Source organism: Lysinibacillus sp. FSL K6-1151 (genome assembly GCF_038630755.1).
GTDB lineage: Bacteria > Bacillota > Bacilli > Bacillales_A > Planococcaceae > Lysinibacillus > Lysinibacillus fusiformis_D.
Genome location: NZ_CP152040.1, coordinates 3,683,991 through 3,702,651 on the forward strand (window position 1 = coordinate 3,683,991; position 18,661 = coordinate 3,702,651).

At 39.2% G+C, this 18,661-nt stretch carries 18 protein-coding genes; 2 read left to right on the top strand and 16 right to left on the bottom strand.

Annotated features, from left to right (window positions below; genetic code table 11):
• Positions 1 to 28 precede the first annotated feature (28 nt).
• The 7 genes from MHI04_RS17780 to MHI04_RS17810 all read right to left on the bottom strand — a co-directional run bounded on the left by MHI04_RS17780 (position 29) and on the right by MHI04_RS17810 (position 7,480).
• Entirely contained in the window at positions 29 to 340 is a 312-nt protein-coding gene (locus tag MHI04_RS17780) for a thioredoxin family protein (RefSeq protein ID WP_036119641.1), read from the bottom strand.
• 14 nt (positions 341 to 354) lie between these two features.
• Complete coding sequence (locus MHI04_RS17785; RefSeq protein WP_036119638.1) at positions 355 to 696, bottom strand: TOPRIM domain-containing protein; 342 nt, start codon at positions 694 to 696, stop codon at positions 355 to 357.
• 91 nt (positions 697 to 787) lie between these two features.
• Positions 788 to 1,168, bottom strand: a complete 381-nt coding sequence (gene gcvH / locus MHI04_RS17790; RefSeq protein WP_036119635.1) for a glycine cleavage system protein GcvH — start codon at positions 1,166 to 1,168, stop codon at positions 788 to 790.
• 206 nt (positions 1,169 to 1,374) lie between these two features.
• A complete protein-coding gene (locus MHI04_RS17795) occupies positions 1,375 to 1,731 on the bottom strand; it encodes an arsenate reductase family protein (protein ID WP_330493983.1) in 357 nt (118 codons plus the stop codon).
• A gap of 231 nt (positions 1,732 to 1,962) precedes the next feature.
• On the bottom strand, positions 1,963 to 3,747 hold the full coding sequence (locus MHI04_RS17800) for an acyl-CoA dehydrogenase family protein (protein WP_036119631.1): 1,785 nt from the start codon (positions 3,745 to 3,747) through the stop codon (positions 1,963 to 1,965).
• Positions 3,748 to 3,873: 126 nt separating this feature from the next.
• Positions 3,874 to 5,046, bottom strand: coding sequence for an acetyl-CoA C-acetyltransferase (locus MHI04_RS17805; protein ID WP_058844823.1), 1,173 nt, complete (start codon positions 5,044 to 5,046; stop codon positions 3,874 to 3,876).
• A 49-nt stretch (positions 5,047 to 5,095) separates the two neighbouring features.
• Positions 5,096 to 7,480 (bottom strand): 3-hydroxyacyl-CoA dehydrogenase/enoyl-CoA hydratase family protein, encoded by a 2,385-nt coding sequence (locus MHI04_RS17810; protein WP_342535059.1) that lies wholly within the window; start codon positions 7,478 to 7,480, stop codon positions 5,096 to 5,098.
• 376 nt (positions 7,481 to 7,856) lie between these two features.
• On the opposite strand from MHI04_RS17810, the gene MHI04_RS17815 reads away from it, so the two are divergent.
• Together MHI04_RS17815 and MHI04_RS17820 are read left to right on the top strand one after the other, a co-directional pair.
• Entirely contained in the window at positions 7,857 to 8,171 is a 315-nt protein-coding gene (locus tag MHI04_RS17815; RefSeq protein ID WP_036119622.1) for a thioredoxin family protein, read from the top strand.
• A gap of 59 nt (positions 8,172 to 8,230) precedes the next feature.
• Positions 8,231 to 8,734 (top strand): C39 family peptidase, encoded by a 504-nt coding sequence (locus MHI04_RS17820; RefSeq protein ID WP_271913619.1) that lies wholly within the window; start codon positions 8,231 to 8,233, stop codon positions 8,732 to 8,734.
• An 86-nt stretch (positions 8,735 to 8,820) separates the two neighbouring features.
• On the opposite strand, the gene MHI04_RS17825 is transcribed toward MHI04_RS17820, so the two are convergent.
• The 9 genes from MHI04_RS17825 to MHI04_RS17865 all read right to left on the bottom strand — a co-directional run bounded on the left by MHI04_RS17825 (position 8,821) and on the right by MHI04_RS17865 (position 18,640).
• Complete coding sequence (locus MHI04_RS17825) at positions 8,821 to 9,708, bottom strand: 5'-3' exonuclease (RefSeq protein ID WP_271910815.1); 888 nt, start codon at positions 9,706 to 9,708, stop codon at positions 8,821 to 8,823.
• Positions 9,709 to 9,822: 114 nt separating this feature from the next.
• Entirely contained in the window at positions 9,823 to 10,815 is a 993-nt protein-coding gene (locus tag MHI04_RS17830) for an agmatinase family protein (RefSeq protein WP_334312329.1), read from the bottom strand.
• Positions 10,816 to 11,237: 422 nt separating this feature from the next.
• Positions 11,238 to 12,230: a polysaccharide deacetylase family protein gene (locus MHI04_RS17835; protein WP_058844822.1), complete on the bottom strand. Its 993-nt coding sequence runs from the start codon at positions 12,228 to 12,230 to the stop codon at positions 11,238 to 11,240.
• Positions 12,231 to 12,234: 4 nt separating this feature from the next.
• The gene (locus MHI04_RS17840; RefSeq protein WP_230593767.1) at positions 12,235 to 12,981 is read right to left on the bottom strand and encodes a hypothetical protein; all 747 of its coding nucleotides are present in this window, start codon (positions 12,979 to 12,981) and stop codon (positions 12,235 to 12,237) included.
• Positions 12,962 to 14,635 carry a GNAT family N-acetyltransferase gene (locus tag MHI04_RS17845; RefSeq protein WP_089934104.1) on the bottom strand — a complete coding sequence of 558 codons (1,674 nt, stop codon included), beginning with the start codon at positions 14,633 to 14,635 and terminating at the stop codon, positions 12,962 to 12,964. The genes MHI04_RS17840 and MHI04_RS17845 overlap by 20 nt, the downstream gene beginning before the upstream one ends.
• 1 nt (position 14,636) lies before the next feature.
• Positions 14,637 to 15,767: a glycosyltransferase family 4 protein gene (locus tag MHI04_RS17850; RefSeq protein ID WP_342535060.1), complete on the bottom strand. Its 1,131-nt coding sequence runs from the start codon at positions 15,765 to 15,767 to the stop codon at positions 14,637 to 14,639.
• A gap of 11 nt (positions 15,768 to 15,778) precedes the next feature.
• Positions 15,779 to 16,414 carry a sugar transferase gene (locus MHI04_RS17855; protein ID WP_036119603.1) on the bottom strand — a complete coding sequence of 212 codons (636 nt, stop codon included), beginning with the start codon at positions 16,412 to 16,414 and terminating at the stop codon, positions 15,779 to 15,781.
• Positions 16,415 to 16,555: 141 nt separating this feature from the next.
• Complete coding sequence (locus tag MHI04_RS17860; RefSeq protein WP_058844818.1) at positions 16,556 to 17,005, bottom strand: SACOL1771 family peroxiredoxin; 450 nt, start codon at positions 17,003 to 17,005, stop codon at positions 16,556 to 16,558.
• A 33-nt stretch (positions 17,006 to 17,038) separates the two neighbouring features.
• A complete protein-coding gene (locus MHI04_RS17865) occupies positions 17,039 to 18,640 on the bottom strand; it encodes a Na/Pi symporter (RefSeq protein WP_230593771.1) in 1,602 nt (533 codons plus the stop codon).
• Between the last annotated feature and the right edge of the window lie 21 nt (positions 18,641 to 18,661).

Consider the following 18,661-nt stretch of genomic DNA (forward strand, 5'->3'; position numbering starts at 1 on the left):
ATTTGATACTTTACCACGCTAGTAAAGTTCAGTCAATTGATTTTTTTAACAATTCGTATAAAAATGGTACGGATTGAAAAGCATAAATCTTATCTGTCACTTTTCCGCCATCACTAACAAGTAAACACGGAACACTTTCAATTTGATGCTCAACAGCAACATGCTCTAAAAAATTTATATTCGCTTTACCTATTGGTAGCTGTGGCAGTAATTGTTCAATAATGGCCATCATTTTAGATGCCACTGCACACGTTCCACACATCGGTGTATATAAATAAAATGCAGCTTTCTGTCCCGACTGTTTAGCCGTTTCCCACTGCTCTTTTGACCATTCTTCCATTTCCTCACGCAACCTTACAAAATATATTCATTATGGATTGAAAAATGTGCACGCAGTAATATCATCGCTAACACTTTTCTTGGTGTCGTCTCTACTTCCTTATAGGTTGGCATTGTACGTAAATGCTCTGCCTCTGGATAATGTCTGTCCATTAATGCACGCAGCTTATCGCCTGAAGTATCTGCATCAAAAAAAGTAAATAGCTCACAGCTCTCATAGGGATCGAGCAGCTCTTCTAATTGATGCACACCAATTGTACCATTCGTACATAGTATTGTAACATTCTCATTTAAAATTGGCTCAATTTGTAGCTTATCTGAGCGTCCTTCTACTATTAAGCATTTTCCCTCGAACATTACGCCACCTCCATTTAGACATACCCACTTATAAGTCATTATATAACAAAAAACGCCGGTAGTTTCCGACGTTTTTCGATTATAGCTTGTCTTATTCAGCGATCATTTCTTCGTATTGCTCTGCTGTCATTAGTTTTTCAACTTCTGATGCATCAGCAGGCTCCACAACGATCATCCATGCTTTTTCATATGGTGATTCATTAACGAATTCTGGGCTATCTTCTAAATCTGCATTTACTTCAACTACAGTACCTGAGATTGGTGCATACAATTCAGAAACAGTTTTAACTGATTCTACGCTACCGAATGGATCATCTGTTTTGATTTCGTCGCCAACTTGTGGAAGCTCAACGAAAACGATATCTCCTAATTCAGATTGTGCGAAGTGAGTAATACCAATACGTACTTTTCCATCTTCTGTTTTTACCCATTCATGTTCTTCAGAATAACGTAAGTCTTTAGGTGTGCTCATGCAAAAAACCCCTCCATAAATATGTAATATATTCACTTTCAGTGTGCCATACTTCTCCTATAAAAACAAGATTCAATTACGTGCGAGCTTAATTGCAGTCCACAATTTTTTCAAGTTACTTGAAATACATCTCTGTTAAAAATTTGTGACATCTGCCGGTGACTTTATCTCGGTTAGAAGAGTCGTTCGATCCTGTTTAAATACGGCTATTTCCAAGTTTGCTCAAAATCTGATTCTTTAAACCCTAGCGTTACTTTTTGGCCATCCGTTACGATTGGACGTTTGATTAACATCCCATCAGAAGCAAGTAGCTCCAGCTGCTCATCTTCAGTCATTTCCGCTAGCTTGTCCTTTAAACCAAGCTCACGATATTTCATACCCGATGTATTAAAAAATTTCTTCAAAGGCAGTCCACTGGCTTGCCAAATGGCTTTTATTTCATCCTTTGTTGGCGATTGCTCTACAATGTGTACCTCTTCATAGGAAACCTCATGATCATTTAACCACTTTTGTGCTTTTTTACATGTCGTACATTTCGGATAATGGATAAATTGAATCGTCATTAAAATGCTCCTCTACTGTCTTTTTCTGTAGTATACCATCATAATTGTTTCGAATGGTGGAACTTCTCTCATTTTCGTAAGCCTATCCATCCGTTTTGCTGTTCTATTCATCACTTTCTCCATTTTATCCGTCAATCTAGCTGTTCTATCCGTCAGTTTCACGCTTCTATCCATCTCTCATAAAAAAACCTAGCTATCCTCTTACAGATAGCTAAGTGAAAGAGTATGCTATTAAACAATATATTTTTCAGCTTCGATTAGTTTAACAGAAGCTTCACGTTTCTTCGCAATTAAGTTATAAGGATTATTGCGTGTTAATTTACGAAGTGCAGATAATGTCATACGTGCTGCATCGCCATCTGCTGAAGCAAGAATTGTGTCTTTTGCTTCTTTTTCGATTTCTGTGAATGCTTCTTGGCAGAAGATTTGCGTGTATAGCAATTTCTGCTGTGCTTTTTCAGCGCCATCACGAGCAATTGCCTTTTCTGTACGTAAGACAGCTGACTCCATTGCAAATAATTGGTTAGCGATATTAGCAATATTCACTAATACCTCTTGCTCCTGATCAAGCTTCGCACCAAAGCGTTGTGCTGCTAAGCCTGCAGCTAATACAGCAATCTTCTTAGCATTTTTCACTAAATATTTTTCTTGTGCTAGTGGCTCTGTACCGATGTCTTCTGGCATTAACATTAGCAGCTCTTGCTGTAAATTTTGAGCAACTTGTAATAAAGGAAGCTCGCCTTTTAGCGCCTTTTTCATAAATGTGCCAGGGACAATCATGCGGTTAATTTCATTTGTACCTTCAAAAATTCGATTAATACGAGAATCACGGTAAATACGCTCTACCTCATATTCAGCCATAAAGCCATAACCGCCATGTAATTGTACGGCTTCATCTGCAATATAATCTAATGTTTCCGACCCAAATACTTTCGCAATAGAGCATTCAATTGCATACTCAGCAATAGCACCTGCAATTACTTTTCCTTGCTTTTGCTCTTCAAGGCTTAACTGGCTTAAACGATCCTCAAATAGACCAACAGTACGATAGTTTAATGATTCGGACGCGTACAATTGAGAAGCCATTGTTGACAATTTCTCTTTTGTTAGATTGAAATCAGAAAGCTTTGTTTTAAATTGCTGACGTTGGTTTGTATACTGGATAGCTAACTCCAATGCACGTTTAGAGCCACCAATTGTGCCCACACCAAGCTTATAACGACCAATATTTAAAATGTTGAAGGCAATGACATGCCCACGACCAATTTCACCTAATAGATTTTCTACAGGTACTTCCGCATCTTCTAATACTAATGTACGAGTTGACGATGATTTAATCCCCATTTTCTTCTCTTCCGGGCCTACTGAAACGCCATTGTAGGCACGTTCTACGATAAAGGCAGAGAATTTATCACCATCAATTTTTGCATAAACAACAAATACGTCAGCAAAACCTGCATTTGTAATCCATTGCTTCTCACCATTTAAAATATAATGTGTGCCTGCCTCATTTAATTTCGCAGTCGTTTTTGCCCCTAGAGCATCTGAACCTGAGCCTGGCTCTGTTAATGCGTATGCTGCGATTAATTCACCTGAAGCAAGCTTAGGTAAATATTTTTTCTTTTGATCTTCATTACCAAATAGAACGATTGGTAGTGAACCAATCCCAACATGTGCACCATGTGTGATGGAAAAACCACCTGCAACAGACATTTTCTCAGCAATTAAAGCTGAAGAAACTTTGTCTAGTCCAAGCCCTTCATATTCTTCTGGCACATCTGCTCCAAGCAAACCTAATTCGCCTGCACTTTTTAGGAGACGCACTGAATGCTCAAATTCATGGTGCTCTAAATTTTCAACTACTGGTAAAACTTCATTTGCTACATATTCCTCTGTTGTTTTAGCAATCATCTTATGCTCGTCAGTGAAATCTTCTGGTGTAAATACACGATTTAATTCCACATCTTCAATTAGAAATCCGCCGCCTTTAATGAAATCAGTTGTTTTTTCAGTCATGATAAATTCCTCCCAATATATCTATTTTGATTGTTTAATCCCCAAATGAACATGTATAGAAAAGCTTGATGTGAACATGTTCGGAGGCAACCGTAAACCGTACACCTCAAGCTGATCTAGAAAATTTTATAAAATTTCAAATACACCAGCAGCACCCATGCCGCCGCCAATACACATTGTCACCACGCCATATTTCTTCCCTTGACGCTTCAATTCATGAATAAGCTTTAACGTTAAAATAGCTCCTGTAGCACCTAGAGGGTGACCTAATGCAATTGCTCCACCATTGACATTGACTTTTTCTTGGTCGATGCCTAAATGACGTACTACCTGTAATGATTGAGAAGCAAATGCTTCATTGATTTCCCATAAATCAATGTCATCTATGGATAAACCTGCAATTTCTAACGCTTTAGGTACTGCCACAATCGGACCAATTCCCATTACTTCAGGAGGCACACCACCAACTGCAAAGCCTAGGAATTTTGCCATTGGTGTCAGTCCTTGCTGTTCGGCCTCCTCACGATCCATCACTAGTACAGTTGCTGCACCATCAGAAGTTTGAGAGGCATTACCAGCCGTTACACTGCCCTTTACATGGAAAGCTGGACGCAATTTTGCTAAGCCTTCAACTGATGTACCTGGTCGTACACCTTCATCCATACTAAATGTAAATTTTTTTACTTGTGGTTTATTGTGATCGTCTACGTAATGCTGTTCCACTTCGATTGGTACAATTTCATCATTGAATTTGCCTTCTTTAATCGCCTTTTCAGCAAGAACATGCGAGCGAACTGCAAAAGCATCTTGATCTTCACGACTAACATTGTACTGGCGAGCCACTTCCTCAGCCGTATGCCCCATACCCATATAATATTGCGGAGCCGTTTCAGCTAATGTCGGATTTAAGCGTGGTGTATTCCCCACCATCGGCACCATACTCATAGACTCGACACCGCCAGCTAGAATCACCTTTGAATGACCTAGCATAATTCGTTCTGCTGCATACGCAATTGCCTGTAAACCTGATGAACAAAATCTATTAATCGTTAGCGCAGGAGTTGTATCTGGTAATCCTGCTAGTGCCCCAATACTACGTGCTACATTCATCCCTTGCTCTGCTTCAGGCATCGCACAGCCTAAAATTAAATCATCAATCGGTCCTTCATAGCCCGCTCTTTTCAATGTTTCTTTGACTACAACAGCACCAAAATCATCTGGTCTTACTGTTGCTAAAGAACCTTTTTTTGCTTTTCCAATTGGAGTTCGTGCTCCTGCTACAATAACGGCTTCACGCATCGTATTAATCCCCCTTTGTTTCATGTGCAAGATTGATCTATTTTGTCAATTAGTTACGAAGTGGTTTACCTTTTAACAGCATGTGTTGCATTCTTTGCTGAGAAAGTGGATCAGCAACAAGGCTAAGGAAAGCCTCACGCTCTAAGTTCAATAGATACTGTTCGTCAACTAATGTACCGTACGGAACCTTACCACCCGCAATGACATAAGCTAATTTTTTAGCAATTTTTAAATCATGTTCGCTAATAAAACCTGACTCAAACATGCCTTGCGCACCGATGAGTAATGTTCCGTAGCCTGATGCACCGACCACTGGCACTTTTGTTGGAACAGGTGGTTGATAGCCCGCTTCGTAAAGCGCTAATGCAGCTTGCTTCGCATCATATAGTTGATGGTCTGGGTTAACAGAAATACCATCTGCAAAGTTTAAGAAGTTATTTTCACGTGCTTCCTCACCAGAAGTTGAAACCTTCGCCATTGCAATTGTTTCAAATACTTTATTAGCAATATGTTGATAGTCTACATCTACGCCGTTCGGTAAGCCCTTTAGGAATTTTTGATAAAGCGCTTTATTACCACCGCCGCCTGGAATTAAACCAACGCCAACTTCCACTAAGCCCATATACGTTTCCATCGTTGCTTGAATATGTGCAGCTGGTAAGCAAACCTCTGCTCCTCCACCCAATGTCATGGCAAAAGGTGCTGCCACAACAGGCTTACGTGAATATTTGATTTTTTGCATAGCATCTTGGAATGCCTTAATCACGAAATCTAGCTCAAAAATATTATCATCCTGTGCTTCTACTAAAATCATCCCTAGATTTGCACCTACACAGAAGTTTTTCCCTTGATTGCCGATTACTAAGCCCTTATAGTTAGCCTCTACTTCATCAACCGCAAAGTTAATCATTTGGATAATATCTAAACCGATTGCGTTCGATTGTGAATGGAACTCAAGCAGTGCAACTCCATCACCTAAATCTATTAAACTAGCACCTGTGTTTGATTTAATAACGCCATGCTTTTTCTTATAGCGCTTTAAGTTAATCTCTTTTTCATTGACTGGAACTTTCACATATTGCGAACCATCATAGTAAGCTAAATCGCCATCTAATTCAGAATAAAATGTCTCAAAGCCATTCGCTAACATCTCTTTGACAAATGCAGGGACTTCTCGACCTTCAGCCTCCATTTTTGCTACAGATTCTTGTACACCAATAGCATCCCAAATTTCAAATGGTCCTTGTTGCCAGCCGAAGCCCCATTTCATAGCATTATCAATGGCTACAACATCATCTGCAATTTCACCGTGTAGCTGTGCTGAGTAAATTAATGTTGGAGCAAAGATCCCCCACAATAACTCACCTGTACGATCCTTTGCATAGGTTAATGCCTTCACTTTATTAGCTAACCCACGTGTTTGTTTCGCCATTTCAATAGAAGCTGTTTTTAACTTTTTCGCTGGACTATACGATAATGTTGTTGGATCAATCTCAAGTATCTCTTTTCCTTGTTTTAAGAAGAAACCTTGACCCGATTTTGCACCTAACCAGCCGTTTTCAACCATTTTTTGTAAAAACTCGGGTACTGCAAATACTTGCTGTTCCTCACCTATTGTTTGGTCGTAAACATTTTTTGCTACATGAATAAATGTATCTAAACCAACAACGTCTAGTGTACGGAAAGTTGCAGATTTTGGACGACCAATAAGTGGACCTGTTACAGAGTCTACTTCACCAACTGAATAACCACCTTTTAACATTTCCTGTAATGTGATCAGTAAACCATATGTTCCAATGCGGTTTGCAATAAAGTTTGGTGTGTCCTTCGCCAGTACAACACCTTTACCAAGCACATCTTCCCCAAATGTTTTCATGAAACTAACTACTTCAGGAGCAGTTGTATTAGCAGGAATCACCTCTAGTAATTTTAAATAGCGAGGTGGGTTGAAAAAGTGTGTGCCAAGGAAATGCTTTTTAAAATCATCTGAACGTCCCTCTGCCATAGCATCAATACTAATACCAGATGTGTTTGAACTAATGATTGTTCCCGGTGTACGAACAGCATCAATTTTTTCATAGAGACTTTGTTTAATTGGTAAATTTTCCACAACAACTTCGATAATCCAATCTACATCTTTTAGTTTCCCTAGATCATCTTCAAAGTTGCCAACCGTTAGTAGTGATAAATTTTTCTTAGAAGTAAGTGGTGCTGGCTTTTGCTTTAATAACTTTTGCAAAGCTCCGTTTACAATACGATTTCTTACAGCTGGATGCGCTAAAGAAAGACCCTTTGCTTCTTCCTCTTGCGTCAGTTCCTTCGGTGCGATATCCAATAGTAATGTTGGTATACCGATGTTTGCTAAATGTGCTGCAATTCCAGAGCCCATCACCCCAGAACCTAGAACAGCTGCTTTTTTAATGTTGTAAGTCACAAGCAATTCCCCCTTATTCTCCCATTGAATGAATAGCCATTCATTTTTTGGCCAAAAAAATATCAAGTGTACCTTAGTGGATTTTTGTCTTGTTGTTGGATGAGATTCACTCCATTCAACCAAGCACTACTAAGGTTTATCTCCGTTCTCATTACAACTCTTAATGAATGAAGATAAAACTACTTTTCTGTTTTTAGTGTAGATTATTTTGTCTAATTTAGCAATCTTTTTTCAAGAATTATTTTTGCAATATACATCTTTTTTTGTTCTTTACGAGCTAAAAGCAGACAATATGTAGCGCTCAAAACAGCCAAACAGAAAACTTTCAGGTTGAGAGAAAAATGTGTAGAATGAAAAGCAAGGAGAGTGAATACTGATGAAAACAATTACTACTGCAGAACAATTTAATGAACTAATCGCTGGTGACCAAAAGGTGCTAGTGAAATTTTACGCTGGCTGGTGCCCAGATTGCACACGCATGAATATGTTCATCGATCCAATCATTGAAGAGTACAACCAATATGATTGGTATGAGCTAAATCGTGATGAGCTTCCAGAAATCGCTGACAAATATGATGTTATGGGAATCCCAAGCTTATTGATTTTCCAAAACGGTGAAAAACTTGCACACTTACACAGTGCCAATGCCAAAACACCTCAGCAAGTAACAGAATTTTTAGCTGCACAATAATAATGAAAAAAGAGCTGCATTTCTTCTTGAAATGCAGCTCTTTTTGGAAGGGAAACATGATGCACCAACAATTGGCTTTATATGGAACATCACAATATGATGCATCCATTGCACCAAGCTATCGAAATTCTGCCTGTGGGCCCACTACGATTTACGTCATTTTAAACTATTTGAACAGTTCAGCTCCTTCTATTAATAAGCTTTATCGACAGCTTGGTGGCACAAAAATTGGTTTGTTTAAATGGCGACTGATTCACAACCTCCGCGAACTGCAACCCACCTGGGATATTCGAACTTGTTCACTAAAAGAAGCTTTACAAGAAATTGACGCAGGTCGCCCTGTTGCTATGCGTTTTGACCGCTATTTTAGCCTACAGTGGCAGAATAAAAAATCAACCTTTGCCTACCATTGGGTACCGCTTATTGGCTATACCATAAAAAATGATACGTTATCGTTAATATTTCATGATAATGGTGGGCCACAACGTGACAGTCAAATTCGGCAGGCTCTCTACAAAGACAATGACAAAGTATTATCGTTCGTTAAAATAACACCTCAGTAGGGCAAATAATGAAACGTCCTTATTTGCTCTCTCCACTCATTTCTCATAAAAAAACAGAGCATATTGCTATACTCTGTGATGATCCATTAAATAAGGGAATATAATGAGCGTGCATGCTTTGCAATTAGCGTGTAGCCACTCTCTTCTATCTCTTTAAAAATTTGCGGTTCATAGTTTGGTAACATAAGGCTTGTAAAATCGGCATCAATTGGAACATTCGTTTGAATTGTTGCAAGCTCATGGGATAATTTCAGCATGTTCAAATTCTCTTGAATTTTTGTCCGTTGCCCTGGCTTTAATTCACCGAGCGACGCTAAAATTTTGTCAATCGAGCCATATGTTTGGATTAAAGTTAGTGCTTGCTTAGGACCAATCCCCTTCACACCTGGATAGCCATCACTTGTATCACCCATAAAGGCTTTAACCTGTGCAAACTGTGTTGGTTCAATACTATATTCTTCTTTAAAGCGAGCATGTGTATAAATATCGTATTCTGTGTAGCCTTTTTTCATAAAAGCAATTTCTGTAGATGGTCTTAAAAGCTGAAGCAAGTCTTTATCACCACTAATGACAGTAATATCTGCCTGTTCCTGCCATTTGGTAATCATCGAGCCAATTAAATCATCAGCCTCCATGCCCTTCACTCCGAAATTTTGCCAGCCAATTTGCTGTGATAAATTTTTCGCCATATCAAATTGAGGGAGCATTTCCTCTGGTGGTGCTGGGCGATTCGCTTTATAGCCATCATATAAATCATTGCGGAATGTATGTGCCCCCATATCCCAGCAAACAGCCATATGCGTTGGCTTCATGATCGATTGTGCCGTTAACACATGTCGCACAAATCCTTGGGCTCCATTAGTCGGTGTTCCATCTGCCAGACGAATAAAATGCCCCATTGCAGCGGAAGCGAAAAATGACCGGAATAACAGTGCCATCCCGTCAATAATCAATAGTTTTGGTTTTGTTGTCATGCTATATTTCCTCTCTATTACAATACAAAGTTTGTATCTATTATTGTTTTCTACTTAAACATTATAGCAAACTTTCAATAATCAGCATTGTTAATACACGGAAATACGCTTACTTTACAACATAACCTTCCCTTTTTTCGAGATGCGATTGCGGTGATCCAGTTGAATCCCTGTTAACCATTGTAAAAAAGCTGTCACTCCAATCTTAACAGTTTCTGGACGCAGCACTCCTTCCTTCGGGTCGGCGTAAACAAAATCAATATGACGAACCCCTTCATTTTCACCAATTAGTTTAAGAATATCAAACAATTCATAGGCCGTTAAACCACCTGGTGTTGCTGCCGGAACATCGCGCGCAAACATAATATCAAGAGCATCTAAATCAACGGAAACATAAATGCGATCTACCTCATACATAAGCTGACGTAGCATTTCGCGGATTGTGAGCTGAATACCATCACGTCGCATTTGCTTTAACGTAATCATATGAATCCCTTGCTCTCTTGCATAATGAATCATTTCAGGAGAATTAAAAAAGCCATGCAGACCGACATTATACACATGTTTCCCCTCCACAACCCCTGCTGCCATTAACTGATGGATTGGCGAATCTTGCGCTAAACCAACCTCCTCTTGATTTCTTGCATCTAGATGCGTATCAATTTGAATAATGCCAATCCGATCTTGTGGAAAAGCATTCTTTATGCCTTTTAGTGAGCATGCTGTAATGGCATGATCGCCTCCAATCAAACAAGTAAAGCTTTTTTGAAAGGCGATACTTAAATTTTCCGCTGCCGCCTCGATGGCCGATTCTGAAAGCATTCTATCTTGTTCATGAATCGCCACATCTCCTATATCAACGACTGATAGCGCACGTAAATTTATCTGCTCATCTAAATTATACGATTGAAAGCTTGGCCAAGCTTTCCGAAATGCTGTTGGGTATTGCGCTTTTGTTGAGGCTCCACTGGCATACGATAAAAGAGCACCATATACGACAATATCCACATCATTCGGGTTCGGATTTAGCTGCTGCTTTATCCATTGATGCATCGCTGATCCATTTTCTTGCTTCCATTGGCATTCTGGTTGTATAAACATATTCATCTACCACCTTTATATCTTTTCTATTCAAGTTAAATTGACCTATACGAACTTATGCTCTCCCTAAAAAGTCTTAACATATATCCTCTATAGTAATAGTACCATTCGTACATTCAACTTCGTCACTGTTTTTCTTTTTTCCTCTTTTCTTTTAAATTTTCTCCTTATACAACAAAAGAGCAAACTAGAAATCAGTTTGCTCTGCCCATTTTATATGAATAAATATTTGTTTTTCGTCCCGAGTTGGTGTCTTTCACGAGAGTTACCACTATTTTAGAACGCCTTGTTCTTCTTTATAAGCGGCTTTCTCACCTCGAGAGCTATATTGGACCACTTTCATGAGCAAGCCACCCTTCGTAAAGAAGATGTGAACCCCAACTTTGTTTCCAAAAATTCTCTACTTTTAATAAAAGCACTCGAATCCTCTACTTCTGCTGTTTAGAACGACTTTCACAAAGTTCTGCTACTTCATACATGGAGTAACTTTGAAAATCATATTGACTGCGCAAGGTCTGAAAATAACTTAATAGCTCTTCTAGCATAGCTAAATTTTTATCAAGATGTTTGCCAAAATTATGAGGATGCCACCATAAATGATAAAATGCTTGTGCCTGAGCAGCTTCGAGCATGCCTTCCTTTATGCGATTTACTTTTAAACCCTCGAATACACGTAACGGACTACAATAAGGTCTTAAAAAGGCACTTGATCGAATATTAATTAGTTGGTCCTCTTGCATATCCTCCAGTGTAGCCATATGATGACCAGTTAGATTCCAATAGCTATCTAGCCACTTTTTGGCACCCAAAATTCTCCCCTTTTTCGTAAACTTTTGGGCATCATACAGAACATGATTTTCGGTACCTCTGTAGCAAACATAGCCCGCTTCTAAACACGCTGCTAAATAATCTTTGTTTACTTGATTACGGGGAAAGACTATGGATTTCATCGGAGCAACATACCCCTCACTAATCGTTTTTGTCGCATGTAAGTCTGCACAAAAGGCTGCTTCTGTTTGACCATTCTCTAAGCAATAGAAATGAGAAAAGGTATGACTTCCTATTTCCTGATGTGGTGTACGTTTAATCTCCTCAATTAATGATTTCCCAAAATGCAAGAGATCCTCTTGTTCATTTTCGCCTACTTTTGCTAGCTGGCTATGCGCCGCAAAGCGCATGTTATCATATTTCACAGGGATACCTCGTAAATAATGAGCCATTTCTGCCTTTGATTCTGCAAACAATAATCCGACTGTAGCCCAAGTCGCATGTATGTCATATTGCTCAAATAACGCTAGTATCCTGGGCAAGGCTTTCCGTACACCATAAAGGTTCTTATTATATTGTCCATATCGAAATACATCATGGACACCCCAATTCAGCTCAAAATCTAATGAAATAACGAGACCCCCACCATTCATGTAACTACTTCCTCCATTTTTGCACACCTAGTAACAGTGCACGTATTTTGGATTGAGTAATATAGCCTGAGTAAACATGGACAAGCTTGCCTCCAAAGCTTAATTTAAAGGCTCGTACATTTCGATTGTCCGTTAACTCACCCATATCATATAAAACAAACCCTTGTGCTTTTAGATGCAGTAGGTTATGCCAGATTAAAAAACGATTAGCATAACGGATTGGGCGTTTTAAATGAGCTGGCATAGCTGATGCATGACAAGTTGCCACATAATAGGACATCGCTTTTTTCTCATGTACAATATCTAATCGATAGCACAATGTTTGTCCACAAATACTTTGGATCTCAGATAATAATAATGCCCCCTGTTCGTTGAGGAGCATAATAGTTTCCATTTGCGACTTGCCAATCGCTTCAAGCTTTTTTCTTTTTGCAAAATGATTATAAAATTGCTGAAAGGCTCGTAAGTTCTCCAGGGATGGCTCTTTATACAAAATGACTTGATAAGATTCCTTTTGGGCACGTCGTAAAATTTTGCGATTGCCTTCAGAAAGCGCTAAATACAATGATAGCTCATGCTCTTGCAAATGAATGTGAATCGTTTCACTTTTTACAAGCTTTCGACTAGGTACCAATGAATGTGTATACCCTACGACTTTCATTGATTTTCGAAAATTCGCTGGTTTTTCTAAAAAATAAAAATGCTGCATTGCGATATTCCATCGCTTACTTTTAATGGACAGAATGAACATCGCCCCCACTCTCTGTATATTTTTCTACACGCTGTCGCTCAAAACGAGCGATTTTATAATGTTTCATTCGAGAAATAGGTTTATAGCCTAGCTGTACTAAACGTTTACGTTTCCGCCATTGCCAAAAGCTTGCTGTTACCCACAATGTTTGTGCTGGTTTTATTTTTCGGAAATACGCTGTAATAATATCGATTTGTTTGAAAACATCATAGGCTAAAAAATAGGTTTCCTTCGGTAAGGCTTCTACAATTTTCATTGAATCTACACGCCAATTGGAGGCATGTAACGCAAAGGCTGGCTTATTCGTTTCCGCAAAGGAGTCTTTATAGATCTTATAGCCCTTATAATAAAGAGCAATGACTTCTTCCTGATCAAGCTGCATCGCTTCCTGAATGGACATTTCTTCAAATAAATTACCTACAGGCTGCTGTGGCGATACGTCCTCTAATGGGGATAATTCATACAGCTCCACTTGTTTCAAACGAATACATTTTTCTACGAATTGTTGTCCATATTCTAGCCAATCTTTTATCTTTCCATACTTTACTAAATAACGTAAATAGCCCAGTGTATTACGCTTCCAGTCCACAATTCGTTGATTGCCCTTTACGTGTTCTTTGAGCCGTTCCTTTAGCGTCAAAAAACCTGCCAATAGATTTGTACGTTTCGTACCACTGCTAGCAAGCATATGCCTCGTAAAATCAATGCTAGAACGCCAATCAAATTTATAAGGCTCATAGCCAATGCTCATATCAAATAAGTTATAGTTTGCTGCAAACGTTCGCTGAATGGTTTCCTGATTGACTATACGACCTGCACCAAATAAATTGAAGGTTGGCTCATGTGCCAGAGCATAAGTTACATAACGACCACGACAGCCAAGACCATAGGTGAAAGCAATCCACTGGTTTTCAAAAACAAGTGCATCGACCTCCACCTGTAATGCCTCTCCTTTTAGCATTGTAAGACGCTCAAAAAAATCTCTTTTCTTGCCCTTTGTAAAATCACTTGTATCTAGCTTCTTTGCCCAGCGTCTATCAAACAACCGAAACATTTGCCAAAGCTCGTCCTGTGATGGCTCACGCATTGTTAAAGAGCCTAAATTTCGGAGCTTTCGTTCGCGACGATCAACACCATGCATTTTTCGCCGTTGCTGGAAATGATGCTGAAAATCTACTTCTGAAAAGGCGAGATAGGGTGTCACAACACGGAAAATACTTGTACGTAATTGTCGCTCTACAAAGTATTGCTCCACGACTTTTGTAGACACTTTACTTTCTAATAAGCCATGCAGTGAAAAAACAATATGCCGATGCCTCTTAATCAGTTCATCAAATACGAAGGTCGTTGCTTGTGGTAACCATTGATGTTTGGCAACAACCCCTGTATAGTTAGCAATATTTTCACCTGCAAAGGCATACACTCTTATCCCCCATCGAACAGATACCTTAAAGGGGAAAAACGCAATGATTGTCCCGTCATGTTCAATGGCGTAAAGCTCAACTCGTTCTTTACGCCCTACAATTTGCCACCAATTATAAAACCAAGCAAATTCTATAAACGGGTTATCATTGTCCTCTGCTTCTAAAATGGCATCCCAAATTTCCTTGTACCACATAAGCTCATCATCTGTTCTAATGCGAATTAATTGCAATTTAATCCCCTTTCTTCACAAGTTCTGAAACAGCCTGTTGATACACTGTTACTGTTTTTTGATACATGGGGATAAACGTGAAATCCTGCAAGTAACGACGTTCACTTGCATTCCCCATTTGTTGCCTTAAAATAGTATCCATTAACAATGTACGAAGCCTCTTCTTCAATAATTCATATTCTTCTCGCCCTACTAAAAATCCATTATCCTTATCTGCAATAAGTTCGTTCACACCACCTACATTTGTTGCAATAATTGGAAGACCTACACGCATTGCTTCAATGATAGAAATCGGCAAGCCTTCCCAATCTGACAACAATACAAATACATGGCTCTTCTCTAGATATGAATGAACGTCTAATTGATTGCCTAAAAAGGTTACACGATTCGTTAAACCATGCTGAACAACGAAATCCTCAAGAGCTGGACGTAAAGAGCCATCCCCAATTAATTGAAGATGCCAAGATAGATCTGTGAGCTCTGCTAATGCCTTTAGTAAAATATCCTGTCTTTTTGGCACTTCAAAACGAGCAACCATGATAATGATTGGCTGCTCCACGAATGTCTTTTCAGTTGCCTTGCTTCTCTCAATTCGATCAATTCCATTATGGATGGTCAGCAATTTATGAGCGGGCGCAACCTTTTCCAAGAGGGCTAGTTCCCGATCATATTCAGATACTGTAATTATTTTTGTTGTGAATGGCTGAACCGATTTTTCCACCCGATGATAGAGTAGCTTTTTCTTGCGGGGAACACCTTCTGTAAAACTCCAGCTATGTGCAGTAAAAACAGTTGGGATACGTAGTAAACTGCCAACGACACGACCTATTACACCTGCCTTAGATGAATGGGTGGCTACAACATCAGGTTGTATTCGTTTGAAGATTGCTCTTAATTGCCAAAATGTTTGAAAGTCTTTCGTTACATGAATATTTCTTTGCAAGGTAGGGATGGTGATCACTGGAATTTGTTGTTCTTGTAAGCACCATAATGAGGGCTGATAGGAACCTGTCACGACAGTGACTTCATGCCCATCTTGTTTGAGCTGGATAGCAAGTGCCTCCACATGCTTTTGTGCTCCTCCCACTTTATCCATTCGTGTAATAAGCTGAACAATCTTCAGTCTAGCCACTCCTTATTTCTTTAATAGGCACCTGTTCTTGCTACTACGACATAAAGTGTCTTCAACACAATTTGAACATCCATCCAAAAGGAATAATTTTCAACGTATTCAACATCATAAGAAATTTTTTGTCCATGTGAAATATTCGACCTACCGTTAATTTGGGCAAGACCCGTTAAGCCGGGTTTTACCTTCAGACGCCTGGCCTGTAGCGGGTTATACGCATTTGTAATGGTGGGAACCTCTGGGCGTGGTCCGACAATGCTCATCTCACCCTTTAACACATTTAAAAGTTGTGGAATTTCATCAATACTGAGCTTTCGAAGGATAGCACCCACTTTTGTAATCCGTGTATCTTGCTCTGTTTTAAAATAATAATCATCAGGGATACCGTCAGCACAAATAGCAGGCATATTCACTGGAATAGCTTGAATACACATGGTTCGTAGCTTCCAAATCACAAAGCGGTGATGATCGAGGCCAGTTCTTATTTGTTTAAAGAAAATAGGGCGACCTGTCGTCATGAGTAAAATGAGGAATACTATTAGCATAAGAGGGATTGTCATGAAAAGTAAAAATAATGCTCCAACTATATCAAATATTCTTTTGCCGTACTGACCATAGAATGTGAGATTCTGAGCTGTCTGAACGTGCAATACATCATCCTTTGCATTTTTTTAGCACTTATCACTATATATTCATTTTGAACATTTCTAGAACTATTAAAAAAAAGTGCCTCTTTTTATAAAAAAAAGAGTTATATCAGCGACCTATGCTGAATAACTCTTTTTGCCTTATTATATGCTTGCTTCCAAAATTTGAACATCACATTCAATCATAACGTTACCTTTTAACGCTTTACTAATCATACACGTTTGTTCCGCCTTTTGTGCTAAACGTTCCACTCTTTTTGCAAGTTGTTCTGATAATGCTTGGACAACAATCGTTGGGTTATGCACAATTTTCTCATAAGTAAATACACCATTTTCTACACTGACAAATCCATGCGCTTGCATGGATAATTGCTGCACCTCAATTTCTGATCTTTCAAGGAGGGCTGCTAATGTAATTAAATAACACGTTGCCGCTGCCCCTAACAGCATTTCATCAGGATTTGTCCCAATGCCAGGTCCATTCATTTCCTGAGGAATAGAAATTTCTGTTTGCAAATTGCTTGCTTTGATGTTCCCTGTACCATTTCTTCCCTCTGCCCATGTTAAATCCATTGTAAATTGATGCTGAACCATTCTATATCCTCCTTCTGGAGATGAGTATTCCTTTTATTCAACTATTGCTGTGTTTTTTTCTGCCTCAACATGACGACCTTTTTTAGTTACGGTTTGATACTCAGCAAGGCGAGCCGTTGTACGCCAATAGTGATAAATAAGGCGATCAAGCCACAGTAAAGCCTCCACTTTCGATACGGCTGTCTCTAACTCTACCACATTTTCAACAGTATGCTCGAAGTACGCATTTCGTTTGTCACGTCGAACTGCCGCCATTTCGGAGGATGTAACCTCAAGCAGAGTTGCAATCTCAGGTAAACGCTCATCCTCATCGATAATCAATAGAACTTTTTCCAATACCTCTAACCATTTTTGAGTTAACGTCACCTGTAATTGGAAGGCATTAGGGTTCTGCTCACGTAATGCCTTAGATAGACGGTACAAATGATCTAAAGCATGTAAAAGTGCTATATGCTTAGAACGTTCCTTTTGCGAAGAAGATTGTATAGCATCCATAAATAAACGTGTTTTTTCAATCGCCTCATCAATTTGAGCTAATTGACTGTCTATTTCGGCTGTTCGTTTTTTCCCTTGTATAAGGATAACAATGACAGTCGTCAATTCCTTGGTAATGTCCTGTAACGTATTGAAGGATACTTCTACAGCTACCCCTGGTAATTTAGCTACACTATCATCTAAATTCCGTGTTAAATGATTTCCTTTTTCAGGAATCATTTTTTCAATAGCCTTTGCGAAAGGGCGTACAAAAGGCACAAAAAGAATGGCTCCGATGACACTAAATAATGTATGGAAAACAGCAATGCCTAATGTTTCATCGAAGCTACCATTGATGGATTTCGTGACAAATTCGGTTAGAGTGAACATAAACGTTGCACCAAATGTTACTAGAATAGCCGTTACTACGTTGAACAATACATGTGTCACGGCTGTTCGTTTAGCAGCTGTTGATGCACCAATTGCAGCAAATAATGCTGTAGCAGTCGTACCAATATTTTGGCCAATAACTAAATAAGCTGCCTGTTCAAAATCAATAGCGCCTGCATATAAAGCTGTTAAAGTGGCGGCGATTGCGGCACTAGAAGCCTGCATAATAACTGTCATAATAAGACCTAAAACAATTAAAATTAGTATTCCACTAATAGAATTTGCACTAAATGCATCGAATGGAATTTTATCCTGTACAGCTGCCATTCCTCCCTGCAGGACATCAATACCTAAGAATAATAATCCAAAACCAGTAACTAGCCCACCAACTGCTTTGTAGTCACGAGGAGCAAGCAATTGCACAAACACACCAAGAGCAATGAAAGGCAGTGACATTGTCTGCATATTAATTTTGAAGCCGATTAGTGAAATAATCCAACCAGTACTTGTACTCCCAATATTGGCGCCAATAATGACACCAATTGATTGGACAAACGTGAGGAGACCCGCACTGACAAAACCAATGGTAATCAAGGTAGTGGCGGTGGAGGATTGCACTAGCATCGTCATCAATGTTCCTGATAATACAGAACTAATGGTCCCACCTGTAAAACGATTTAGCCATTTTTTCAAGGCATCTCCTGCCAATTCCTTCAAACCGTTAGTTAGCATCGTCATCCCAAGTAAAAATAAACCGATGCCCCCTAGCACATTGATCAACCTATCAACACT

Bases quoted from the DNA above. Each gene is read 5' to 3' on its own strand.
- MHI04_RS17780 (WP_036119641.1), bottom strand. From the start codon at position 340: ATGGAAGAATGGTCAAAAGAGCAGTGGGAAACGGCTAAACAGTCGGGA.
- MHI04_RS17785 (WP_036119638.1), bottom strand. From the start codon at position 696: ATGTTCGAGGGAAAATGCTTAATAGTAGAAGGACGCTCAGATAAGCTA.
- gcvH (WP_036119635.1), bottom strand. From the start codon at position 1,168: ATGAGCACACCTAAAGACTTACGTTATTCTGAAGAACATGAATGGGTA.
- MHI04_RS17795 (WP_330493983.1), bottom strand. From the start codon at position 1,731: ATGACGATTCAATTTATCCATTATCCGAAATGTACGACATGTAAAAAA.
- MHI04_RS17800 (WP_036119631.1), bottom strand. From the start codon at position 3,747: ATGACTGAAAAAACAACTGATTTCATTAAAGGCGGCGGATTTCTAATT.
- MHI04_RS17805 (WP_058844823.1), bottom strand. From the start codon at position 5,046: ATGCGTGAAGCCGTTATTGTAGCAGGAGCACGAACTCCAATTGGAAAA.
- MHI04_RS17815 (WP_036119622.1), top strand. From the start codon at position 7,857: ATGAAAACAATTACTACTGCAGAACAATTTAATGAACTAATCGCTGGT.
- MHI04_RS17820 (WP_271913619.1), top strand. From the start codon at position 8,231: ATGCACCAACAATTGGCTTTATATGGAACATCACAATATGATGCATCC.
- MHI04_RS17825 (WP_271910815.1), bottom strand. From the start codon at position 9,708: ATGACAACAAAACCAAAACTATTGATTATTGACGGGATGGCACTGTTA.
- MHI04_RS17830 (WP_334312329.1), bottom strand. From the start codon at position 10,815: ATGAATATGTTTATACAACCAGAATGCCAATGGAAGCAAGAAAATGGA.
- MHI04_RS17835 (WP_058844822.1), bottom strand. From the start codon at position 12,230: ATGAATGGTGGGGGTCTCGTTATTTCATTAGATTTTGAGCTGAATTGG.
- MHI04_RS17840 (WP_230593767.1), bottom strand. From the start codon at position 12,981: ATGTTCATTCTGTCCATTAAAAGTAAGCGATGGAATATCGCAATGCAG.
- MHI04_RS17860 (WP_058844818.1), bottom strand. From the start codon at position 17,005: ATGGTTCAGCATCAATTTACAATGGATTTAACATGGGCAGAGGGAAGA.